This is a genomic window from Acinetobacter sp. FDAARGOS_559 (assembly GCF_003940475.1).
GTDB lineage: Bacteria > Pseudomonadota > Gammaproteobacteria > Pseudomonadales > Moraxellaceae > Acinetobacter > Acinetobacter baumannii.
The window spans coordinates 454,033-478,160 of the sequence record NZ_RKJG01000005.1 but is presented as its reverse complement, the minus strand read 5'-3'; the positions used below and the strand labels follow the sequence as shown (position 1 = coordinate 478,160).

22 protein-coding genes are annotated in these 24,128 nt (G+C 38.4%); 15 read left to right on the top strand and 7 right to left on the bottom strand.

What is annotated here, in order from left to right; genetic code table 11:
• Positions 1-47 precede the first annotated feature (47 nt).
• Positions 48-1,595: a threonine ammonia-lyase, biosynthetic gene (gene ilvA, locus EGS71_RS03750; RefSeq protein ID WP_001983729.1), complete on the bottom strand. Its 1,548-nt coding sequence runs from the start codon at positions 1,593-1,595 to the stop codon at positions 48-50.
• 101 nt (positions 1,596-1,696) lie between these two features.
• On the opposite strand from ilvA, the gene rpiA reads away from it, so the two are divergent.
• Positions 1,697-2,368 carry a ribose-5-phosphate isomerase RpiA gene (gene rpiA, locus EGS71_RS03745; protein WP_000061059.1) on the top strand — a complete coding sequence of 224 codons (672 nt, stop codon included), beginning with the start codon at positions 1,697-1,699 and terminating at the stop codon, positions 2,366-2,368.
• A complete protein-coding gene (locus EGS71_RS03740; RefSeq protein WP_000110128.1) occupies positions 2,368-3,048 on the top strand; it encodes a SprT family zinc-dependent metalloprotease in 681 nt (226 codons plus the stop codon). Before rpiA ends, EGS71_RS03740 begins: the two co-directional genes overlap by 1 nt.
• Here EGS71_RS03740 and EGS71_RS03735 read toward each other — a convergent pair.
• Positions 3,045-4,565 carry a hypothetical protein gene (locus tag EGS71_RS03735; protein ID WP_000886875.1) on the bottom strand — a complete coding sequence of 507 codons (1,521 nt, stop codon included), beginning with the start codon at positions 4,563-4,565 and terminating at the stop codon, positions 3,045-3,047. The genes EGS71_RS03740 and EGS71_RS03735 overlap by 4 nt on opposite strands.
• A gap of 182 nt (positions 4,566-4,747) precedes the next feature.
• Between EGS71_RS03735 and argC the strand changes: the two genes are divergently transcribed.
• From argC to EGS71_RS03705, 6 genes are all read left to right on the top strand, one after another.
• On the top strand, positions 4,748-5,803 hold the full coding sequence (gene argC / locus EGS71_RS03730) for an N-acetyl-gamma-glutamyl-phosphate reductase (RefSeq protein WP_000558175.1): 1,056 nt from the start codon (positions 4,748-4,750) through the stop codon (positions 5,801-5,803).
• A gap of 75 nt (positions 5,804-5,878) precedes the next feature.
• Positions 5,879-6,637: a DUF6776 family protein gene (locus tag EGS71_RS03725; RefSeq protein ID WP_085940527.1), complete on the top strand. Its 759-nt coding sequence runs from the start codon at positions 5,879-5,881 to the stop codon at positions 6,635-6,637.
• 9 nt (positions 6,638-6,646) lie between these two features.
• Positions 6,647-7,060 (top strand): ATP-dependent Clp protease adapter ClpS, encoded by a 414-nt coding sequence (gene clpS, locus EGS71_RS03720; RefSeq protein WP_001260033.1) that lies wholly within the window; start codon positions 6,647-6,649, stop codon positions 7,058-7,060.
• 9 nt (positions 7,061-7,069) lie between these two features.
• On the top strand, positions 7,070-9,346 hold the full coding sequence (gene clpA / locus EGS71_RS03715) for an ATP-dependent Clp protease ATP-binding subunit ClpA (protein WP_000952702.1): 2,277 nt from the start codon (positions 7,070-7,072) through the stop codon (positions 9,344-9,346).
• A gap of 3 nt (positions 9,347-9,349) precedes the next feature.
• Positions 9,350-9,712, top strand: coding sequence for a YnfA family protein (locus EGS71_RS03710; RefSeq protein ID WP_000904308.1), 363 nt, complete (start codon positions 9,350-9,352; stop codon positions 9,710-9,712).
• A 427-nt stretch (positions 9,713-10,139) separates the two neighbouring features.
• Positions 10,140-11,195, top strand: a complete 1,056-nt coding sequence (locus EGS71_RS03705; protein ID WP_000993012.1) for a 3-deoxy-7-phosphoheptulonate synthase — start codon at positions 10,140-10,142, stop codon at positions 11,193-11,195.
• Positions 11,196-11,241: 46 nt separating this feature from the next.
• Here EGS71_RS03705 and EGS71_RS03700 read toward each other — a convergent pair whose 3' ends face one another.
• Together EGS71_RS03700 and EGS71_RS03695 are read right to left on the bottom strand one after the other, a co-directional pair.
• On the bottom strand, positions 11,242-12,159 hold the full coding sequence (locus EGS71_RS03700) for an alpha/beta fold hydrolase (RefSeq protein WP_001147220.1): 918 nt from the start codon (positions 12,157-12,159) through the stop codon (positions 11,242-11,244).
• Positions 12,160-12,161: 2 nt separating this feature from the next.
• Complete coding sequence (locus EGS71_RS03695; protein ID WP_000056572.1) at positions 12,162-12,722, bottom strand: PadR family transcriptional regulator; 561 nt, start codon at positions 12,720-12,722, stop codon at positions 12,162-12,164.
• A 135-nt stretch (positions 12,723-12,857) separates the two neighbouring features.
• On the opposite strand from EGS71_RS03695, the gene EGS71_RS03690 reads away from it, so the two are divergent.
• From EGS71_RS03690 to EGS71_RS03675, 4 genes are all read left to right on the top strand, one after another.
• Positions 12,858-14,882 carry an NADPH-dependent 2,4-dienoyl-CoA reductase gene (locus EGS71_RS03690; RefSeq protein WP_000061162.1) on the top strand — a complete coding sequence of 675 codons (2,025 nt, stop codon included), beginning with the start codon at positions 12,858-12,860 and terminating at the stop codon, positions 14,880-14,882.
• A 70-nt stretch (positions 14,883-14,952) separates the two neighbouring features.
• A complete protein-coding gene (locus EGS71_RS03685) occupies positions 14,953-15,360 on the top strand; it encodes a nuclear transport factor 2 family protein (RefSeq protein WP_000171423.1) in 408 nt (135 codons plus the stop codon).
• Positions 15,361-15,402: 42 nt separating this feature from the next.
• Complete coding sequence (locus EGS71_RS03680; protein WP_000266300.1) at positions 15,403-16,119, top strand: SGNH/GDSL hydrolase family protein; 717 nt, start codon at positions 15,403-15,405, stop codon at positions 16,117-16,119.
• 19 nt (positions 16,120-16,138) lie between these two features.
• The gene (locus tag EGS71_RS03675) at positions 16,139-17,233 is read left to right on the top strand and encodes a YheT family hydrolase (protein ID WP_000513042.1); all 1,095 of its coding nucleotides are present in this window, start codon (positions 16,139-16,141) and stop codon (positions 17,231-17,233) included.
• 52 nt (positions 17,234-17,285) lie between these two features.
• On the opposite strand, the gene EGS71_RS03670 is transcribed toward EGS71_RS03675, so the two are convergent.
• Both EGS71_RS03670 and EGS71_RS03665 read right to left on the bottom strand, forming a co-directional pair.
• A complete protein-coding gene (locus EGS71_RS03670; RefSeq protein WP_000844945.1) occupies positions 17,286-18,131 on the bottom strand; it encodes a metal-dependent hydrolase in 846 nt (281 codons plus the stop codon).
• Positions 18,132-18,366: 235 nt separating this feature from the next.
• Positions 18,367-18,855 carry a hypothetical protein gene (locus EGS71_RS03665; protein ID WP_001284531.1) on the bottom strand — a complete coding sequence of 163 codons (489 nt, stop codon included), beginning with the start codon at positions 18,853-18,855 and terminating at the stop codon, positions 18,367-18,369.
• 223 nt (positions 18,856-19,078) lie between these two features.
• On the opposite strand from EGS71_RS03665, the gene EGS71_RS03660 reads away from it, so the two are divergent.
• The 3 genes from EGS71_RS03660 to eno are packed head-to-tail and all read left to right on the top strand — an operon-like array spanning position 19,079 to position 22,940.
• Positions 19,079-20,716 carry a CTP synthase gene (locus EGS71_RS03660; protein ID WP_000148658.1) on the top strand — a complete coding sequence of 546 codons (1,638 nt, stop codon included), beginning with the start codon at positions 19,079-19,081 and terminating at the stop codon, positions 20,714-20,716.
• Positions 20,717-20,747: 31 nt separating this feature from the next.
• Positions 20,748-21,605 carry a 3-deoxy-8-phosphooctulonate synthase gene (gene kdsA, locus EGS71_RS03655; RefSeq protein WP_000080538.1) on the top strand — a complete coding sequence of 286 codons (858 nt, stop codon included), beginning with the start codon at positions 20,748-20,750 and terminating at the stop codon, positions 21,603-21,605.
• Between the two features lie 45 nt (positions 21,606-21,650).
• Positions 21,651-22,940 carry a phosphopyruvate hydratase gene (gene eno, locus EGS71_RS03650; protein WP_000078452.1) on the top strand — a complete coding sequence of 430 codons (1,290 nt, stop codon included), beginning with the start codon at positions 21,651-21,653 and terminating at the stop codon, positions 22,938-22,940.
• A gap of 95 nt (positions 22,941-23,035) precedes the next feature.
• On the opposite strand, the gene EGS71_RS03645 is transcribed toward eno, so the two are convergent.
• A complete protein-coding gene (locus EGS71_RS03645) occupies positions 23,036-23,713 on the bottom strand; it encodes a DUF421 domain-containing protein (RefSeq protein WP_000366082.1) in 678 nt (225 codons plus the stop codon).
• Between the last annotated feature and the right edge of the window lie 415 nt (positions 23,714-24,128).

Here is a 24,128-nt window from a genome sequence, read left to right as displayed (position 1 = left end):
GATAAAAAAGCCGACATATTTGCCGGCTTTTTTATCAAAATGAAAGGTTACTTCAAGAAACGTTTATAGCCCACATTGTCGGTAATTTCTGCATATGGATAGCTAATTTGCTCAAGAGTTTCAATTAAACCATCTGGGTTTTGTTTAGCATCTGTTGCTTGTAAGCCAACTAGTACACGACCTTCAGCCGCGCCGTGGTTACGATAATGGAATAGCGTAATATTGTGGGTTGGACCTAAACGAGTTAAGAAGGTGAGTAAGGCACCTGGACGTTCCGGAAACTCAACACGGAACAATCTTTCGTCATCCAGATTGGCATGACCACCAATCAAGTAACGAATATGCAATTTGGCAACTTCATCATCAGATAAATCATCTACAACATAATTTTGCTGTTTAAGTTGTTCTAAAATTTCATGACGTTCAGTGTCACCACCTTTTAAGCTAATACCCACAAAAACTTGTGCTTCTTCTGTGTTATTTGCACGGTAGTTAAACTCGGTAATGTTACGGCCCTGTAGAGCACGGCAGAAGCCTAAGAATGCGCCTTTTTCTTCAGAAAGAGTAACTGCATAAATTGCTTCACGTTGTTCACCCAATTCGGTGCGCTCTGCAATGTAACGTAAGCGGTCAAAGTTCATGTTGGCGCCGCAAACAATCGAGACCATGTTTTTGCCGCTAATTTTATGCTCGGCAACATATTTTTTGATACCCGCTAGGGCCATTGCACCAGACGGTTCAACAATGCTGCGGTTTTCATCAAAAGTATCTTTAATTGCAGCGCAGATCTCATCTGTATTTACAGTAACAATATCTGGTTCAACAATTGGTCCAGAGTTATCTGATTTGCGTAGACGAACGATATCAAAAGGTAAGGCACCAATTTGAGCGACTGCTGTACCATCAGCAAATAGGCCTACATGGGGTAAGACTACACGTTCATTTGCTTCTAGCGCTGCTTTTAAACAAGCTGACTCTTCATATTCAACACCGATGACTTTGACATGCGGTGCAACATCACCTAAGTAAGCTGCTACACCAGCAATTAAGCCACCACCACCAACAGCAACAAAAACATATTCTACATCACGCCATTGGCGTAAAATTTCATTCGCAATTGTGCCTTGGCCCGCAATAACCAACTCGTCGTCATAAGGTGGAATAAAAACTAATCCTTCAGCTTCGGCACGTTGCTGAGCGTATTTGTTTGCAATATCAAAACTATCGCCATGTAATACAACTTGGCCACCCAAACGCTTCACTGCCTGAACTTTAATGTCAGGGGTAGTACTTGGCATAACAATAATTGCAGGAATACCTAAACGTTGACCAGACAACGCTACACCTTGCGCATGGTTGCCGGCAGATGCGCAAATCACGCCACGTTCAAGTTGTTCTTTCGGTAATTGGCTAATACGGTTATAGGCACCGCGTAATTTAAAAGAAAAAACTGGTTGTAAATCTTCACGCTTAAAACGAATTGTGTTGTTTAATTTTTGACTAATTCGTGGAGCTGCTTCGAGAGGTGTTTCAATTGCAACATCATAAACCGTTGCTTGTAAAATTTGTCGTACCACACGAGACAGCATGTTCATCTTCCCTATAACAGTTTAAAATAGGAAATTATTGTAGCAAACCCTTGTGCATTTGCGCCGTTTATTGGCGCATAAATGTCAAAAAATAGTTGAGTGATGTAATGAGCCTATATGCAACCCAAGATGAAAAGAAACAAGCTGCTGCGAAAGCTGCTTTAAAACACTTACCCAAAGGTGGCATTTTGGGGGTAGGAACTGGAAGTACTGTAAATTTCCTGATTGATTTATTGCCTGAACTACAATTAGAAGCAGCAGTAGCAAGTTCTCAAGCAACAGCAGATCGTCTTAAAAAATTAGGCATAGAAGTGGTTGATATGAACCATGTGGGTAGCCTTGATGCTTATGTTGATGGTGCAGATGAGATTGATCGTCACATGCATATGATTAAAGGCGGCGGCGCAGCATTAACTCGTGAAAAAATTGTAGCCTCAATTGCTAAAAAGTTTGTATGTATCGTTGATGATTCAAAATGGGTTGATCAACTTGGTCGTGATTTCCCATTACCTGTAGAAGTGATTCCAATGGCGCGTTCTGCTGTAGCTCGTAAATTGGTAAGCTTAGGGGGTGATCCGGTTTATCGTGAAGGTGTGGTAACAGATAACGGAAACGTTATTTTAGATGTATTTAATTTGAATATCTTAAATGCAATTGATTTGGAAAAGACAATTAACAACATTCCGGGTGTTGTGACTAACGGTATTTTTGCGTTAAATCCAGCAACGATTGCAATTGTTGCAACAAATGATGGTATTGAAGAGCGTACTGCACAGTAATGTCTGTGGAAATGCCAGAAATTAAAATTGTTCGTCACGTAAGGGCAAGAAAATTGCGCTTACGTGTTGAGCCTGCGTCTATACGACTTACTGTGCCGTTATTTTGTAGTAAGAAACAAATTCAGCAGTTTTTAGCTCAGTCTGAACAATGGTTAATCGAGACGTGGAATAAACAGCACCACGTTCAATCTACCTCGTTTGAAATTCCTTCAGAAATTTCTTTTTTTAATAGAGAACAGCCTTTTCAAATTGTTGTGCAGAAGCAACATCGCATTTTTCAATTTGATTGGGAAAATAGTTATTTATTTATTAAAGATCAACAACCCTATCAAGCTTTACAAAACGCTGTTATTGCTTATGCAAAACAAGAGTTGCCAGTACTTTTGTCAGAGCTTAGCCAAAAAACTCGGCTGAGTTATACAGAGTGTGCAATCCGACGTCCTAAAACTCGTTGGGGAAGTTGCAGTAGTCAACATAATATTATGCTGCATGCAGGTCTGGTTCTTATGCCTGCTCAAATTACCCGTTATGTTTGCATTCATGAACTAGCACACACCAAACACTTCGACCATAGTCCTGCATTTTGGGCCGAAGTTGCAAAGTTCGACCCTAACTATATGCAGCATCGCAGACAATTAAAAGGTAATCCATTGCCTGCATGGTGGTATGTTACAGCTTAACTAAAACTACACTCTAATTGTGTTGTTTGTAAGACATCTGGTGCTTTGCGGCTATCAAGGCCTGCTTGAGCACTAACAATCTTGTTCGCTTTAATATGTAGCTGTATAAAATTATATTGCTGTGTTGAATTGTTAGGTTCGGATGAACTTGAGTTAAGTAAATAACTATAACTTGCAGCGTCGGTTTGCAGTAAGTTATCTGTACTATCTGCGCTTAAGGCAGAGCGATAGCTTTGAGAGCCTTTAATTAATTCAATTTGACCATTAGCACGGAAGTTAAGTTGGCAGCCTGTTGTACTGTCTTCATAGTGACCAACTAAATAGTCTGTAGCTGGTAGTTTTGGGTCAGAAATATTGATACTAGTTAAACCTTGTTTACACGGATAAGCCGAACCACTGCAGGTCGCTGTAATACCACTAAAGCCAACAGCACGTCGGTAATCTCCCGCACCATCTATACGGAAAAATTCAGATGTATTACCAGCAGGTATAATCCCCGAATATTGTTTCTTGTCCAGTAGATCATAACCTATTGGGTCTAGATGGGATTGATCTTGCAAATCTGCTAGTTTAAAGGTGGCTGCTCTTAGATTAGTGGCAAAGTAATCACGTGTTACCTTTTGATTAGCTGCGATATCTAAAAGTGTGTTTTTTGCTGGATCAATATTATCAGGGGCTGAGGTGAAGATAGGGGTAAAAGATGTTTTGTCCCCAATAAGTTTTTTGCCGTCTAAATATCCATCTTTTAAATCTGTAGCGAGACTTTGGGTGAGATCTTGATAAGGTGAATTCGTATTATGGATGCTTGACCAATATTGAAGATAACCAAAGCTTAGATAACTATCCACATAAGTACTTGGCTTTGTGGTTGAGTATTTCAATAAATTTAAAATTGTAAGCGTACTTGCCGGACTTAAACTTGGAATATTGGTATCTTTAAACGCATTAAGAAGAGATCTGTAGACATCTTGAGAGGCTAAGTCAACATGTAATTGTTCAATACGGGTTGGGATAATTGTCTCATTAGGCAACTGACCTGAACGAATCACAGCACGTTGATAAATTGCTTCTGAACTTGGGCTGATCAATTGTGTTTTATTGCTTATCGAGCTTGGGGTAATAAAAGCGTGATAAACACCAGAAATATTTTGATATTCAGATTTGGTTGGATCAAATACTTGAGATGAGCCTTGGGTCGTGACTTCAACACGATAAAGACGATTTAGTTTTGTGCTTGGAAGTTTAATATCGTAACTCGTTAAACTGGCAACTTGGGTATCAATCAAAATACTATTGTCGGTATTATCATATACCTTGAGTTGAACATTGCGCATTTCGACAGGGGTTTTAAGCGTAATATCCGTCATGACTTCAGGAGTGGGTTCAGACGGTTTAGGCGTGTTAGATGAACCTCCGCTACTGCTACCACCACCACACCCAACAAGGGCTACACTTAAAATTAAAGTGGTGAGGCCGAGATAAGTGCACACTTTTATTTCTTTTGATTGATCAAGCATCCTAGCTCTCCAAAAATAAATTTGGTATTTATTTACTGATATTTGTTTGGTACTGACAGGCCGGCAAGTGCTATGTAATTATCGTTTAAAATAAAAAAATTAAAATTACCAAGCATGAAATGGTTTTGTAAGCCTAGACATCCTGTCATACTACCGCAAGTATAGATTCAAAATTTGAGGTAATGCACGTGATTTCTGTCGGAATTGTTGGTGGAACTGGTTATACAGGCGTTGAACTATTACGTATTTTATTACGACATCCAAAAGCGCAGGTTCGAGTTCTGACTTCACGTACAGAAGCGGGCAAACCAGTTGCTGATATGTTCCCAAACTTACGTGGGCATACAGATCTTCAATTTTCAGATTTAAACATTGATGCATTAAAAGAATGTGATGTTGTATTTTTTGCAACTCCTCATGGTGTTGCGATGCAACATGCGAAAGATTTGATTGCGGCAGGCACCAAAGTTATTGATTTAGCTGCTGACTTTCGTTTACAGAATCTTGAGCAATTTGAAAAGTGGTATGGTATGGAGCATGCTTGCCCAGATGTACTAAAAGATTCTGTTTATGGTTTAACCGAGTTAAATCGTGAAAAAATTAAGCAAGCTCAAGTCATTGGTAATCCGGGTTGTTACCCAACGACTGTTCAACTAGGCTTGGCTCCACTTTTAAAATCAGCACAAGCATTGATTGAAACAAAGAATATTATTATTGATGCAAAATCCGGTGTTTCTGGTGCTGGTCGTAAAGCAAGTTTGGGCATGATTTACAGTGAAAATGCGGATAACTTTAAAGCTTATGGTGTTGCAGGCCATCGCCACCATCCAGAGATTGTAGAGGCTTTGGAAAATATTGCAGGTAAGAAAGATGTTTTTGAGGGTCTTTTATTTGTTCCGCACCTAGTACCGATGATTCGCGGTATGTTAAGTACAATTTATGTAGACTTGACAGAAGCGGGTAAACAAACAGACTTACAAGCTTTGTATGAAGACTTCTATGCAAATGAAAAATTTGTAGATGTCATGCCTGCAAATAGTTCACCTGAAACTCGCAGCGTGCGTGGAGCAAATGAATTACGTATTGCTTTGTATAAACCACAACCAAATAAACTCATTATTTTGGCGGCTCAAGATAACCTTGTAAAAGGTGCATCTGGCCAAGCTGTACAAAATATGAACCTTATGTTTGGCTTTAATGAAGATGAAGGCTTACAAGGGATTGGTTTATTACCATAAAAAACTCTTTTTTGCTTCACACACATTTAAATTTCGATTTAAATGTGTGTCTTGACTCTGATCTTAAACACTGAGATGACGATGCAAAACTCGGAACAGACGACTTCTGTAGAAAGTTCGTTGCAAAAGAAAAAATTTTTAAACACCAATAAACCATTATTTATTGGTGCCGCTATTTTAATGAGTGGTTGTTTTGCGCTCGGCTATACAATTGGGCACCGTCAAGGTTTAACTGTTGTTGGTTACGATGCAGATGCAGAGCAATTGGTTGAGGTAGTGCAAAAACAAAAAACAGCATTAGATGCAGTTAACAAAAGTTTGAATGCTGCTGTACAAGAGCGTGATGTTGCTGTTACAAATGCTAATGATTTGTTTGAAGCACTTAATCAAGCCAATGCTGATAAAACACAGCAAGAAGGTATGAGTAACATCTACCGTGAAATTTTAAGACAACGTGGTGGTTTAAGCTTAACAATTCAGAATTTGGCGATTAAACCGTTACCGGAAAATGCTTATGAATATCAGCTTGATCTGGTACAAGTTAGCCCGAGTAAACGCCGTGCTGCAGGTTCAGTTGAAATAAGACTGATTAAAGATACAGAAGTTTTAGTGGTACCACTTGAAGATAAGAACTTTAACTTCACTGATTTTGAGCGTTTGACTGGCCGTTGGACGATGCCTAAGGGGTTCACACCTCAATTTATTGAAGTGCGTCTAACAGGCGGTTCTGATACACCGGTTATTAAGCGTTTTAGTTGGCAGCGTGGTAAACCTGTCGAAACACCTTCTGCTTTTGTTGCAGAAATTCCTCAAGCTGAAGCAAATTCACAATAGTAACATCATATGCGAACAAATAAGCGTCAAACAAATTTAAAAGATATTAAGGCTTCTTTTCAGCAGTCTGGCTATGTCGATTGGCACTTCAATCCACGCTTAAGTGATTCGCAAAACGAAGATCATGACGGAGAGGTTGTTGTGCAAACAGCACCTCCCGAACTCAAGCGTCCTCCCTTATATGCAGTGGTATTATTGAATGACGATTACACGCCAATGGACTTTGTAATTGAAATTTTACAACAATACTTTGCAATGAATCTTGACCAAGCAACTCAAGTAATGCTAACAGTACACTATGAAGGTAAAGGTACTGCCGGGGTATATCCAAGAGACATCGCGGAAACCAAGGCAAACCTTGTTAATAATTACGCTCGATCGCAAGGTCATCCATTACTTTGCCAGATTGAGCCTAAAGCATAAGGGGGTCACATGCTCAGTCGTCAATTAGAAGTATCATTACGTTTGGCTGTTAGCATGGCTCGTCAAAAGAGACATGAGTTTCTTACAGTTGAACATTTACTATTAGCCTTACTCGATAACGATTCGGCTGTGAATGCATTAAAAGCATGCGGAGCTGATATTGTTTCTTTACGTAAAGAATTAGAAGAATATGTAGAACAACATACTCCTAAGCTTGGCGAAAATAGCGAGCAAGCTCCACATCCAACAGAAAGTTTCGACCGTATTTTGCAACGTGCAATTTTCCACGTTCAATCGAGTGGTGGTGACCGTACTGTTGAAGGTGCGGATGTTTTAGTCGCAATGTATTCAGAGCGTGATTCTTTTGCTGTTTATCTGCTTAAACGTCATCAAATTAATCGATTGACTTTAACTCAATACTTGTCTCATGGGACACGTAAAGACGAAGTTCAGGTTGAAGAAGAAGTTGAAGACATTGAAGGTGAAAGCAATTCAGGCAATGCCGGACCATTAGAACTTTATACGCTCAATTTAAATGTTGAAGCGCAAAAAGGTAAAACTGATCCACTCATTGGTCGTGAGAAAGAAATTGAGCGTACAGCACAAATTCTTTGCCGTCGTCGTAAAAACAATCCATTGTTAGTAGGCGACCCAGGTGTAGGTAAAACTTCAATTGCAGAAGGCCTTGCTTGGCTCATTGTAAATGGTAAAGCACCAAAACCGCTAAGCCATGCAGAAATTTACAGTCTTGATATTGGTGCATTGGTTGCGGGTACAAAATATCGTGGTGACTTTGAAAAACGTTTAAAACAATTGTTAAACGCTTTGAAGAAAAATCCGAATGCGATTTTATTCATTGATGAAATCCATATGATCATTGGTGCAGGCTCTAGTATGGGCAGCACAATGGATGCATCGAATCTCATCAAACCAGCTTTAGCAAATGGTACTTTACGCTGCATTGGATCAACCACGTTCCAAGAATATCGTCAGGTATTTGAAAAGGATCATGCGTTATCTCGTCGTTTCCAAAAAATTGACGTAAATGAACCGAGCATTTCTGAAACTATTGATATTTTACGTGGCTTGAAAACGAAGTTTGAAGATTTCCACCATGTACAGTATGACGACAAAGCTTTGGTTTCTGCGGTTGAGCTTTCTGCGAAATTTATTAATGATCGTTTCTTGCCAGATAAAGCGATTGATGTCATTGATGAAGCAGGTGCACAGCGCCGTCTAAAAGCAGAAAGTGAAGACAGCTTAATTACTGTAGAAAATATCGAAGACATCGTTTCTAAAATTGCGCGTATTCCGCCTAAGACAGTGTCTAAAGATGATAAATCAGTACTTGAAAATCTTGAGCGTGACCTAAAACGTGTTGTATTTGGTCAAGATGAGGCAATTACTGCATTAGCTTCTGCAATCAAGTTGTCACGTGCTGGTTTGAAATCACCAGACAAGCCTGTTGGTAGCTTTGTATTTGCTGGTCCAACGGGTGTTGGTAAAACGGAAGTCACTAAGCAATTAGCAAAACTTTTAGGTGTAGAGCTTGTCCGTTTCGATATGTCTGAGTATATGGAGCGTCATGCTGTTTCTCGCTTAATTGGTGCTCCTCCAGGCTATGTAGGTTATGATCAAGGTGGCTTACTCACAGATGCGATTCATAAAAATCCACACTGTGTATTGTTACTGGATGAAATTGAGAAAGCACATCCTGATGTGTTTAACCTGTTATTACAAATCATGGATCATGGTGCATTAACAGACAATAATGGTCGTAAGTCAGACTTTAGAAATGTCATTATTGTGTTGACGACGAACATTGGTGCAGAAAGTATTTCTCGTGCAAGCATTGGATTTACAGAGCAAGACCATAGTTCGGACAACCAAGAAGCCATGAAACGTGCATTCTCACCTGAATTCCGTAACCGTCTAGATGGTGTTATTCAATTCAAAGCTTTACCAACCACAGTGATTGAATCTGTAGTTGATAAGTTCTTGACAGAATTGCAAGCGCAGCTAGATGAAAAACGCGTAGTTTTAGATGTCGATCAAAGTGCACGCGACTGGTTAGCGACAAATGGTTATGATCGTTTAATGGGCGCTCGACCAATGCAACGACTCATTCAAGAACACTTGAAGAAACCATTAGCTGAAATGATTTTGTTTGGTGAACTTGCAGATCATGGCGGTAATGTGGCGGTATCAGTGAAGAAAGAAGATGGTAAAGCAGTGGGTCTAAAACTTGAAGTGTTTGAAGATCACCATACGGCAGAACCAGCTTAATTTATGTTAATTGATAGTCTTTCTATAACCCGAATATTTAGTGTGTTCGGGTTATTTATTATTACTGCAATTGCTGAGATTTTGGGTTGTTACTTTCCTTATCTTATTTTAAAAGAAGGGAAGTCTGCGTGGCTATGGTTACCTACAGCTCTGAGTTTGGCCGTGTTTGTCTGGTTGCTGACATTGCATCCGGCAGCTTCTGGACGGATTTATGCAGCCTATGGCGGTATTTATATTTTTACTGCGCTTATGTGGCTTCGTTTTGTAGATCAGGTCGCTTTAACCAGATGGGATATCTTGGGTGGCGTAATCGTGCTTTGCGGAGCAGGTTTAATTATTTTACAGCCCCAAGGATTAATCCGTTAATTCTGAGAGTGATTATTTAAATTTTAAGTGAAAAAAATAAGCAATTTTTTCGCAAAAAATACTTGTCAAAGTCATCAACAATGCGTATTTTAGATTTAAGGAACATTTTTTAATATTTGAGATAAAGATGTTAAATCAATCTGTGAATTCTAACGCTTACTTTTATTTCTGGCAATTTAGATAGTTGCCTGAGCGTATTCGGGCACGAGAGTTGCCCATCACAGTTAATACCTGATCGGCAACCCCGATCAGGTTTTTTTATGCTTTATCTTTTTCAAATCGAGGACTTTAAAATGAACAACATGACTTATTCATACTTTAGCAACTTTTATTGGTTTTACTTTTGCCTACCTTTGCCAACGAATAGATCCAAAACGCTCAAATAAATGATCGGACTGATTAGGTTTCAGTCCAAAGGAAAAGACCAATGAATGCCTTAAATACTTTACTAACTCAAAGCAATACAAAAGAAACACCAGTTAGTTTACCTGTTCAGTTAAAAGCTAAATACCCGCTTGTGCAGACCTTCGCACGACAAATTGCAGAACATCGTCAAATTATTCAAAATATTCTTGCTGGCAAAGATCAGCGCTTAATGGTTATTACAGGACCATGTTCAATTCATGACCCAGTTGCTGTACTTGAATACGCAGATAGATTGCAAAAATTACAAGAAAAAGTAAAAGATCAAATCTTCATTGTGATGCGTGCTTATATTGAAAAGCCGCGTACAACAGTAGGTTGGAAAGGGTTTATGTATGACCCAAATCTTGATGGTTCATCTAATCTACAATTAGGTTTAGAAAAATCGCGTGAGCTATATTTACAAATTATTGAAAAAGGCTTGCCGATTGCGAGCGAAATTTTAAGCCCAATGGCAACAGGCTATTTTGATGATTTATTGGCCTGGGGTGCAATTGGAGCTCGTACTAGTGAGTCTCAGATCCACCGTGAAATCTCAAGTCATATGCCATACAGTATTGGCTTCAAGAATGGTACGGATGGCTCAATTCAAATTGCTTTAGATGCTATTCAGTCTGCACAAAATGAGCATCAATTTTTAGGTATGAATCAGCAAGGTTTGCCTTCAGTGATTCAGAGTGCTGGAAATCCATTGCCACACTTGATTTTACGTGGAGCCAATCACGGTCCTAATTATGATTTGGCTTCAATTCAGGCAATTAGAGAAAAGCACAAACAAAACCTACCTGCCTTAGTTATTGACTGTAGTCATGGTAACAGTGGTAAAGATCCTTTACGTCAGCCAGAAGTTTTACAGCAAATCGTTGCTGAACGTCTAAAAACTCAGGTAAAGGGTATCATGATTGAAAGCCATTTAGTTGATGGTAACCAGAAGATTTCATGTGAAATGACTTATGGTCAGTCGGTAACGGATGGTTGTTTGGGGTGGGATAAAACTGAACAGCTTTTGTTAAATGTTGCTAAACAGTTAAAAGCAAGTGAATTAGCTCATTCAGCTTAATGATGTAAAAATTTAAAAAGGGATCTGTTTTAGCAGATCCCTTTTTTTAAGAAGCATGTTTAAGTTCGGATAAAAAAGTAGTGATTTCATGCCCGAATTTTTTTGGCTCGGTTAATAATGGCGTGTGGCCTGAACGTTCAAAATAAATTGTTTTTGCATGTTCGACACTATGTGCAATCAGGGTTTGGCCCGTTTCTGGATAGAGTGTCGAATTGCGACCAATAAAGAAAGTTGTTGGGCACTGTAATTGCTGAAGTGCTTCACGATAATCTTCATTGTGGAAAAGATAATTTTCGACATACCAAAATAAGTAGTCTAAACGCTGAATCGGAAGAAGATATTTTTGTAAAAATGGTTGTTTTAATGCAGTTTTAAAAACAAAAGGACTAAACGGATTGCTACTTTGCAATTCAATAAAATCTACCCACAACCGCACCAACTTTTGACGGTCCGGAAGTGATAATTCATAAAGATATTTAGCATTTTTATGGATTGATAATAACTGATAAATATCATTGAGTAATTGTTTAAATTGGGCATGTAATGGCCCAAATAACCCATATTGCCATGTAGCATCTACTGAAATTTTAGGCGTTTGATCGATATGTAAATAGGCCTTTAACTGCTGAGCGAGATGAGCATGTTTCATGCCATGCATTGCAGTGGTGGCTCCCATTGAGTAGCCTATTAAAATAAATTTATCTAATTTTAATTGCTCAATTAAGTGAGCAACATCTTGCCAGTGGCTTGATATGGCATCTTGCTCGGGAATTGCACAATTTTTTGAACCGCCAAAGCCCCGCCAGTCGGGAATAATAAACTCGTATTCTTTACGATTTGCATAGATAAAAGGTAGCCATTGCCAACTTTGCATACCTAAGCCGGATAAAACTAATACCGGTTCACCACGACCAACACGGCGTACAAATAAACTTTCCTGATCGGGCATGGTGTAATAAGGCATGATTATTCTCCAGATACATTATCTTGAGCAAAGTGTTTTAATTGCGGGATGACTTGTTCCAACCATTTGATCCACTCAGTTTCCATAGTAATGCCGAGTTTTAAGATCATTTTATGAATATATAACACTCGATTATTCAAATCATCGCTATCTTTAAAATCTTTATCGTAAATAGTTTGGTAAAGCTTAAGCTTTTCTTGATGTAGACCAAGATGTCGTAACAGTTCGGGTAATATTTGATTATTGCCCAATTGCGCCTCAGCGCGCAATCTTACCATTAGGTCATCTCTAAGCTGTGCCGGTTCGCTTTGCTGCGTCATCCATGAAGCGAGTTCAATACGGCCAAGCTGTTCGACTTGATAAGTTTTTTTTCGGCCACTATCCATCTCATTTTCTAAAGTGGAAACCCAGCCTTTTTTAAGCATGTTATTGAGTTCACGATAAATTTGCTGATGTGTGGCATTCCAGAAAAAGCCCATAGATCGGTCAAAACGGCGGGCGAGTTCAAAGCCCGTGCTTGGCCGTTCTAGTAAACTGGTCAATAAAACATGAGGAAGTGACATGGCAATCCGTTTGTAAGCAAAAGTAAAGTGTGACTCATTAGATTATGCAACATGTTGCATAAAAGTCAAAATTTGATTATAAATTTGTGCAACAAGTTGCATTAAGCAAGCAGATTAGCAAGCCAAGGAGTTGTTATGTCGTTATATCCACATTTATTAAAACCATTAGATTTAGGTTTTACGACATTAAAAAATCGCGTATTGATGGGGTCTATGCATGTTGGTCTAGAAGAAGCGCCTGGTGGTTATGAGCGTATGGCAGCTTTTTATGCAGAACGTGCTAAAGGTGATGTGGGTCTTATTGTTACTGGCGGTATTGCACCCAATCAGGCAGGTTTAACCTTTGCTCATGCTTCTAAGTTAGATAGCACAGAAGAAGCAGAAAAACATAAAGTCATTACCGAAGCTGTACATGCTGCTGGCGGGAAGATTGCATTACAAATATTACATACGGGCCGATATTCTTATCAGCCAGAGATTGTTGCGCCTTCGGCAATTCAGGCACCTATTAATCCTATTAAGCCTAAAGCAATGACTTCTGCTGAGGTTCAACAAACGATTGATGATTTTGCAAACTGTGCGAAGCTTGCTCAATACGCTGGATATGACGGCGTTGAGATTATGGGTTCAGAAGGTTATTTAATTAACGAGTTTATTGCAGCCAGAACAAACCATCGTGATGATGAATGGGGTGGTAGCTATGAAAACCGTATTCGTTTTCCTGTTGAGATCGTAAAACGCACACGTGAAATAGTGGGTGAAAACTTTATTATTATTTACCGGTTATCGATGCTTGATCTGGTTGAAGGTGGTTCTACTTTAGAAGAAGTTATTCAACTTGCTAAAGCGATTGAAAAAGCTGGGGCTACGATCATTAATACGGGTATTGGCTGGCATGAAGCTCGTATTCCAACAATTGCCACCAAAGTTCCAAGAGCTGCATTTACTTGGGTCACTGAAAAATTAAAAGGTGAAGTTTCAGTTCCATTAATTACATCGAACCGTATTAATACACCAGAAATGGCTGAACATGTATTAGCGTCGGGTCATGCGGATATGGTTTCAATGGCACGTCCAATGCTTGCAGATCCTGATTTTGTTTTAAAAGCAAGTGAAGGCCGTAGCGATGAAATTAATACGTGTATTGGCTGTAACCAAGCTTGTCTCGACCACATTTTCTCTATGAAAATTGCAACATGTTTGGTTAATCCTCGAGCATGTTATGAAACAGAACTAATCTTTAAAGAAGCACAAAATCAGAAAAATATTGCTGTCATAGGTGCAGGACCAGCAGGTTTAAGTTTTGCTGTATATGCGGCAGATCGTGGACACCAAGTTAAAATCTTTGAAGCAAGTCATCAAATTGGTGGTCAGTTTAATATCGCTAAAACTGTGCCAGGCAAAGAAGAGTTCTACGAAACATTGCGTTATTTCAATCGTCAAATTGAATTACGCCCGAACATTGAACTTGTATTAAACCATCCAGCCACTTATGAAGAGTTAAGCCAATCAGACTTTGATGAAATCGTAGTTGCAACTGGTGTAACGCCTCGTCAATTGCAATTTGAAGGTATTGATCATCCAAAAGTGTTGAGCTACTTACAGGTGCTTAAAGAGCGTGTAGCAGTAGGTCAGCGTGTTGCCATTATTGGTGCGGGTGGTATTGGTTTTGATACGGCTGAGTACCTAACCCATGAAGGTGAAAGTGGCAGTTTAAATCCAGAAAAATTTTATGAAGAGTGGGGTATTGATACTCACTATGAACATGTCGGAGGTTTAAAGCAGCCAAAAGTTGAAGCTTCTGAACGAGAAATCTATTTGTTGCAGCGTAAAGCTTCCTCAGTAGGCGCAGGGCTGGGTAAAACGACTGGTTGGATTCACCGTACCGGGCTTAAGAACAGAAACGTGAAAATGTTAGCAGGTGTGCAATACGACAAAGTAGATGATCAAGGGCTTCATATTACTGTTGATGGCAAACCAACGGTACTTGAGGTTGATAATGTTGTGATTTGCGCGGGCCAAGAATCATTTACTGCGATGTATGACCAATTAAAAGCAGATGGTAAGAATGTTCATTTGATTGGTGGTGCTAAAGAAGCAGGTGAGTTGGATGCTAAACGTGCTATTCGTCAAGGTGCTGAACTAGCAGCGGTTCTTTAATGACTTAAATGAGCATTGTCTTGTGTAAGAGAATGCTCATTACTAAAACCTATTTGAAGGAAAAATAAAAATGACACTCGAAATAACTAAACAGTCATTAGAAAAATGGCATCACATGATTCAATCAAATGACTTATCGAACTTAAATGATTTGCTGGCAGATGAAGTCGTTTTCCATTCACCGGTTGCTTATAAACCTTATGAGGGAAGACAAGTTGTTTTCTTTATTCTCACCAATGTAATTCAGGTATTTCAGAATTTTACCTATCATCGAGAATTTTACACGGAAGATGGTGAAAATGTAGTGCTAGAGTTTAGTGCGGATGTGGGAGATAAATCATTAAAAGGTATTGATATGATTCGTTTTAATGAGCAGGGTAAAATTGTTGATTTTGAAGTAATGATTCGTCCAATGAGCGGTTTAGCTGCATTAGCTGAGCAAATGGGCATACGAATAGCTCAATTTAAACCTCAATAATTTTGTTAAATAGCCTAAGAAAGAATATTGAGGTATATAAAAATGTGGTTAAAACTTTCAACGTTGTTTTTATTACCCGTATTATTTATACAAGGCCATAAAGTTCGGAAGAACACACCACGTTTAGCAGAAGCTAAAGGTGAACGAGAAGGTAGAGCTGGTCAAGGTAAATCTTTATCTCTGCTTATTTTGGGGGATTCTGCCGCAGCAGGTGTTGGTGTAGAAAATCAGAAAGATGCCTTGTCTGGTGCTATTATTCAAGAACTGCAAAATGAATTTTCCCTACAGTGGAAACTTCATGCCAAAACTGGTGATACAACTCGACAAGTTTTTAATGCTTTGCAGCATTTAGAAGAGCAGAAGTATGATGTGATTGTGACATCTATTGGTGTAAATGATGTCACAAAGTTGACCTCTGCTAAATCATGGATTAAACAACAGAAGCAATTATTTGAGCATATACAGAAACGTTTTCAGCCAAAGTTGATTATCATTTCCGGTGTGCCTCCAATGCAACATTTCCCGGCTTTACCGAATCCACTAGCTTGGTTGTTTGGGCAATATGCAGAGCAAATGAATCAAAAATTACAACAATGGTTAGCACCACAAAGCCATTTTAAGTTTCTTGAATATGATATTGAAACTTTTCAAGCCATGAACTTGCCTATGGCAAGCGACGGTTTTCATCCAAGTAAAGATGTTTACGCAGTTTGGGGACGGCAGGTTGCAGCCTTAGTGCGGCAATCATTTAACTCATAGTCATAGGTAGTTATTGGATATGGGCATATCTGTTTTTAATAAAATTAAAGATTTCGGTTCGGAGCTGTTCGATTTAGTATTGGGCGCTGAGCACCCAAAAGTCTATTATCATCCTCAAGGAAAAATAAAAGATATTTTGGATAAGCTACCTCAACTTAAACAGAAATATCGTCCTACGCCTTGGCTCACAAATAGTCATGTTCACTTACTTTATTTTGATCTTATTAGAAAACAAACAATAAAGTTGGCATATGATCGAATTGATCAACTCACTATGAGTGATGGTGGTATTACCGCAATTGCTTGGTATGGCTATAACTTACCTCCAGATACACCAACAATTGTAATTATGCATACCATTACAGGTACACCTGAGAGTATGCGTGAATTGGTACGTGATTTAAATCAATACACAGGCTGGCGAATTGCATTATGCCTGCGCCGTGGTCACGCAGGTTTGCCAATGCCTGTGCCCCAAATTTCTCTTTTTGGTTCTACAAGTGATTTAAAAGAACAACTTAACCATATTCAAAGTTTATTTCCGGCATCGGATTTATATGCGGTAGGTTCTTCGGCCGGTACGGGGCTGCTAGTTCGTTATTTGGGTGAACAAGGCGAAGATACACCTTTTAAAGCTGCTTTTGCGATGTGTCCGGGCTATAACACAGAAATTGGTTTTAAAAATGTCCATCCTTTTTACAGTAAAATGATGACTAAGAAGCTCTTCAAGTATTTTATTTATCCGTACCAAAATACATGGAGTCAGATTGCATCTTTAGAGAAAGTTTTATCAGCAACCAATTTAGAAGAATTTGAAAAAGAATACTTCGAGATGGCGGGTTTTGAAGATTATGAAACTTACTGTAAATCTATTAACCCGATTTATGTGTTCGAAAATATTAAAATTCCTTTAATGATTTTGAATGCTGAAGATGACCCTGTATGTTCTATTAAAAATTTAGAGCCATATAAAGAGCCAATTCAGCAGATGAGCAATGTTGCTGTGGTGACAACGAAAAAAGGAAGTCATTGTGCATTTTATGAGGGATGGCGCAGTACATCGTGGGCAGCACGTCTCATGGCTGATTATTTTTTAATTGAACATAATAAATAGATAATCTTTGAATATAAATAAAGCCCAGATCTCGGGCTTTATTTTTTATACTTTAAGATAAGAGGGGTGATCTATCACTTATTCCAAGTTTTACTTTTGTAGCGGCAACTAAAGCTTTTTCATCTGTCTGGTTGGGGTGAAAATCAAAACGGTAGTATTCAAGAAATTTAGGAATCAACACTTTATATTGTTTGCTCGCAAAGTTAAAAAAGTTGCGCCAAGTTTTGAAATTGGTCAGTTGCTTATCTCGTTTCATTAGAACAATATGGTAAATAGTTGAAAAGGCTGTAATCAGAACTAAACTGAATGTAAAAACTGCAACACGTGGAATATATGCATCTAATCCGTTGCCATATAGATGTTGATATAAATCGAATGCAACAGCTTTATGCTCGGTTTCTTCAACACTGTGCCATAACCATAAGTTGCGAATAGTGTTGTCGGTCATAAGCTCATTTACAGATTGCATCATGCTGACTACCAGAACAGCTGTATAGTGTTCTAATCCAACAGTTACCAATAAATTCCATTTTTTACTAAAAACTTTCTCAATAGCTTTAAGAACAATACCTGTAGCTTTCTCTAGTGATTCTGGATTTAAACCATATTGTTGTGCACTGACATGGAAAGCATGATGTTCTTTAGAATGCATTGCTTCTTGACCAATAAATGCACCTATTTCTCTGTCTAGAATTTCATTCTCTTTGGCTTTAGCTCGTAAAGCACGGACAGATCTAACAAAGTATGATTCACCTTCAGGAAATAAAGTTGAAAGACCCGTGAAATAGTGGGTGAGAGAAGGCTCATGATTGCACCAATAGCGCGGAGTATCTTCAAAATTGTAGTCCATGCGGCGGACAGGAAAAGAGGCTGGTGTACGGTTTAAAGCTGTTTTCATTTTCTTGCTCCAATCTTCTTTTAGATTAAGTTCCAAAAAGGAACTTGTTAATAAAAATTATAAGCAGACTAGATTGGAGTCAATAAATTTCGAATGATTGAAAATAGATTGTCCTAAAATGATAGACAGGAGAGCTTTAAAGACAAAAAGTAATAAAATTAAATTTATTTGTATTATGACTATTTATATAAATGCCCAAATTAAAAAAATAATTTGGGCATTCTTGAACAGAAGCTTAGTTCTTAAGTGCTGGTGTTGCAGCAGCAATAGCAGCAGCAACGGCATCATCTTCTGTGTTCGCAGGTTCAGTTGCCTTAGCAGCTGGTTTTGACTGAGCTTTTTCCGGTTTAGGTTCAGCTTTAGGCTCAGGTTTTTTTTCTGGTTTAGGTTCTACTTTTGGTGTCTCAGATTTAGGTTGTTCAGCAACTTGTGTCTGTGAAGATTCATCAGAACGCGCAGGACGAGTTTCACGGCGAATTTCAGTTGTCGTGTTAGCAGTTTCTTCACGATGAACTTCAACTTGTGGTTGCTCTTGAACTTGAGCTTCTTGAGTATCTACACTCTCTAAAGATTCAAATTTTGCAGGCTTCTGTGGTTGAGGTTCTGAAACAGCAGTTTCAATCTTGTCTTGCTCTTCTTCTTTCGGTGTCTCTTTTTTAACGCATGCGGTTAACAATAGTCCAGCCGCAATTGCAGCACAGATTAAAAGTTTTTTATTTGCCATTGCCCTAAACAACATTTAATTGAGGAATTGGCATTATAACAGTAAATAGCTATGAAAAAATCATGTCAGATTGAGCTAATTTTTTATTAAAAATGCTGATAGAATAACCAGTTGTTTATTGTTCTTTGAATTGATGCGGTTTGACTTTGCTTTATAGGGGCAGAGTACAGTAAAATTGCCAAACATTGTAGGCCGATTTCGGCTTGATTGTACGAGAAACTTAATGACCCATTTTATTTTTGTCACTGGTGGTGTGGTTTCATCGCTAGGTAAAGGTATTTCTGCTGCTTCTGTTGCTGCACTTTTGGAAGCTCGTGGCTTAAAAGTCACAATGGTTAAAATGGATCCTTATATTAATGTCGATCCAGGGACAATGAGCCCATTCCAGCATGGTGAAGTTTTTGTTACCGAAGATGGTGCAGAAACAGATCTGGATCTGGGTTATTACGAACGTTTCTTACGTCGCGCGAAAATGACCAAACTAAACAACTTCACTAGTGGTCGTGTATATCAAGACGTTTTAAATAAAGAGCGTCGTGGTGATTACTTAGGTGGTACAGTTCAGGTTATTCCTCATATTACTGACAATATTAAAGAACGTGTACTCCGCGCAGGCGAAGGTTATGATGTTGCTATCGTAGAGATCGGTGGTACCGTAGGTGATATCGAATCTTTACCGTTTATGGAGTCGGTTCGTCAGTTAATGGTTGAGCTTGGTCATAAACGTACCATGCTTATGCATTTAACTTTGTTGCCATATATTAAGTCGGCAGCAGAGTTAAAAACCAAACCAACTCAGCACTCTGTAAAAGAGTTACTTTCAATCGGTATTCAGCCAGATATTCTTATCTGTCGTACTGAGTATGATGTTGATGCTGACACTAAACGTAAGATCGCGTTATTCACTAACGTCGAGGCTCGTGCGGTTGTCGTGTGTAAAGATGCGAAAACGATCTATCAAATTCCACGTGGCTTCTATGAGCAAAACGTAGATGACCTGATTTGTGAACGTTTTGGTTTTACTGATTTACCGGAAGCTGACTTAACTGATTGGGATAATGTTGTAGAAGCATTACTTAACCCAGAATACACAGTACGTGTAGCAATGGTCGGTAAGTATGTTGAATTACCGGATGCTTATAAGTCCGTAAACGAAGCATTGTTACATGCTGGTATTAAAAATCGCGTAAAAGTACAAATTGATTATGTCAATGCTGAAGAGCTTGAAAGTCAAGATGTTTCTATTTTGAAAACAGCTGATGCGATTTTAGTTCCTGGTGGTTTTGGTGAGCGTGGTACTGAAGGCAAAATGAAAGCTATTCAATACGCACGTGAAAATGGTATTCCTTTCTTGGGAATCTGTTTGGGTATGCAGTTGGCTGTTATTGAATATGCTCGCCATGTTGCAGGTATGCCAGAAGCTTCTTCTACAGAATTTAACCGCTCTACAAAATATCCATTGATTGGTTTAATTACCGAATGGTTAGATGAGCGCGGTGAATTACAACAGCGTAGCCTTGAGTCTGACTTAGGCGGAACAATGCGTTTAGGTGCACAAAAATCAGAATTGGTTGAAGGCACAAAAACTCGTGAAGTCTACGGAAAAGCTGAGATTACCGAACGTCATCGTCACCGTTATGAAATGAATAATCGTTTCATTGAAGCGATTGAACAAGCGGGCATGAAGATTTCTGGTTATTCTTCAGCGCAACATTTAGTTGAAACTGTAGAAATTCCTGAACATCCTTGGTTTATTGCTGTACAATTCCACCCGGAATTTACAAGTTCACCACGTGATGGACATCCATTATTTGCTAGTTTTATTGACGCTGCAAAAACACAGCACCAAAAAAGTAAGTAATGCGATTTTAAAATAAACTGGGAAAGTTTAAATGTCACAATTAAAACCACAAGAAGTTGTACGTTTAGGCGATATACAAATGGCAAATCATTTGCCATTTGTATTATTTGGCGGAATGAACGTACTCGAGTCAAAAGATTTAGCTTTTGAAATTGCTGAAACTTATATTGATATTTGTAAACGCCTAGATATTCCTTATGTATTTAAGGCGAGTTTTGATAAAGCAAACCGTTCTAGTTTGCATTCATTCCGTGGTCCTGGACTTGAAAAAGGTATTGAATGGTTAGGCGACATTAAAAAACATTTTAATGTACCAATTATTACCGACGTTCACGAACCATATCAGGCAGCGCCAGTTGCCGAAGTCGCTGATATTATCCAGCTTCCTGCTTTCTTAAGCCGTCAAACTGATCTTGTTGAAGCAATGGCGAAAACCCAAGCTATTATCAACATTAAAAAAGCACAGTTCTTGGCTCCTCATGAAATGCGCCATATTTTGCATAAATGTTTAGAAGCGGGAAATGACAAACTTATTCTTTGTGAGCGTGGCTCAGCATTTGGCTATAACAATTTAGTTGTAGACATGCTTGGCTTTGACATCATGAAAGAAATGAATGTACCTGTATTCTTTGACGTGACTCATGCTTTACAAACTCCAGGTGGTCGTTCAGATTCAGCTGGTGGTCGCCGTGCTCAAATTACAACTTTAGCGCGCGCAGGTATGGCAACAGGTTTAGCGGGATTATTCCTAGAGTCTCATCCAGATCCAGATAAAGCGAAATGTGATGGACCATCTGCATTGCGCTTGTCACAGCTTGAGCCATTCTTGGCACAACTAAAAGAATTGGATACTTTAGTTAAAGGATTCAAAAAGTTAGATACTCATTGATGCAGGAATTTGCATCGCGTTATTCATTCAACTGAGGAATTGTTCATGAGCCAAATCGTTGACATTCGTGCACGTGAAATTTTGGACTCTCGTGGTAACCCAACCATCGAAGCAGACGTCATCTTAGAATCTGGGGTGGTTGGTCGTGCATGTGCACCATCTGGTGCTTCAACTGGTTCTCGTGAAGCTTTAGAACTTCGTGACGGCGACAAATCTCGTTACTTAGGTAAAGGCGTTCGTACTGCTGTTCAGAATGTAAATAGCTCAATTCATGAATTGCTTGTTGGTCAAAGTGTTTTTGAACAAAAAGCGCTTGATGAAAAAATGATTGCTTTTGATGGCACTGAAAACAAATCTAAACTAGGTGCTAATGCAACTTTGGCGGTATCTTTAGCAGCAGCTCACGCAGCAGCAGCTGAACAAAAACTTCCATTGTTCCAATACATTGCTAACTTACGTGGTCAAACTACTTTGACTATGCCTGTACCAATGATGAACATTTTGAACGGTGGTGCTCACGCAGATAACACTGTTGATATTCAAGAGTTCATGATTGAGCCAGTTGGGTTCACTTCATTCGCTGAAGCATTACGTGCTGGTGCAGAAGTATTCCATTCTTTGAAATCAGTTCTTAAGAAACAAGGTTTGAACACAGCTGTAGGTGATGAGGGTGGTTTTGCGCCTAACCTTCGTTCAAATGAAGAAGCGATTACAGTAATTCTTCAAGCAATTGAGCAAACTGGTTATAAAGCTGGTTCAGATATTATGCTTGCACTTGACTGTGCATCTTCAGAATTCTACAAGAATGGTCAATATATTCTTGAAGGTGAAGGCAACAAGTCTTTTACAAGCAATCAATTTGCTGATTACTTAGCTGGTCTTGTTAAGCAGTATCCAATTATCTCTATTGAAGATGGTTTGGATGAGTCTGACTGGGAAGGCTGGAGTTACTTAACTTCAATTCTTGGTGATAAAATCCAATTGGTTGGTGACGATTTATTCGTAACTAATCCTAAGATTTTACAACGTGGTATTGATGAAAAAGTTGGTAACTCAATTTTGATCAAATATAACCAGATTGGTACATTGACTGAAACTTTAGATGCAATCTACCTTGCTAAAGCAAATGGTTACACTACTGTTATTTCTCACCGTTCTGGTGAAACAGAAGATTCAACTATTGCTGATTTAGCAGTAGGTACAGCAGCAGGTCAAATTAAGACTGGTTCACTTTGCCGTTCTGACCGTGTTTCTAAATATAACCAATTGCTTCGTATTGAAGAGTTAACTAAAGCGGTTTACCGCGGTAAAGCTGAATTCAAAGGTTTAAACTAATCTTTTGAATAAAGCTTTATATATTTAAATATTGATGAAAAATTAATATCTAAATATAAGTGCTATTTCTAAGTGTTAGAAATAGCACTTTTTATTTACCCTAAGCGCCGGGTTTTTAAAGATTCAGCCCAACTGTGGTGATGACAACGAGAGCATTCTTGATCTAGCTTATTTAAAATTTTAGTTTCGCCACATTTCATACAGGAATAAAAAGTATTAATTTTAAGAACTTCTGCTTTACGATAAGCATCAGGGAATAAAGGAAGTCCCCATTTGACATCTTCATCTTCATAATAAAGCAAGCTCAGAATACCATCTGATTCAAGCAGGGCTGTTCTGACTTGGCCTAAATGTTCAACATTTTGTTGGCGCATTTCCGAAAAAAACTCATCATGAGAATAGGTCTGTTTTTGGAAATCTTTGTAGACTAAAAGGCCTTCTTTAACGACACAGAGCGCTTTTCCTTCTAATAAGTCTTCAATTTTTTTATGTTTTACCATACCCCAAGTGACCAGACGATATAGAGAAAGAATAGCGATAAAAGCTATCAATGCATGGGCAATCGGTAAATCTTTAGTAAACATAGGATCGCCAGCAGCAGAACCTAAACATAAAATAATGGCAAGCTCAAATAAGGAGAGTTGCCGAATACCACGTTTACCAGATAGCCTTAGAAAACTAATGATAATGATAAACATGATGGTACAACGGACCAAAATTTCTAAAACAAAGGACCACGTTGTGTCACCTATAAGAATATTAGAAAGATCCATCTTTTTCTCACTTGTTTAAATATGTATAAAAAATACATTTAAAATTCATATCAGAATAAAATTAAAAAAAATATACTTTTTAAGTGGTTATTGGTTAAGAAATTGATATATGTGTATTGTTATATGAAATTAAAAGATATAAATCTCATATATAGAATAGAAGGGCCGAGCCTGAAAAAAATGACGATACAGCTATTAAATTTTAAAAAAATTCTGTTTTATTAATTTATCATCTTGAATAAAACTACGGCCGGAATCAAGCATTGTAAGTAATACAATATTTAAACTTTGGTCATTGGTGGTAAGAAGATAGTCTTTATGTTCAGAGAATCTATTTCTTTATATCTTTCAGGAAGCTTTTTTATATTTACTGAGATGCTTTTTTTGTTAATTAGAAGTATTTTTATATGCATAG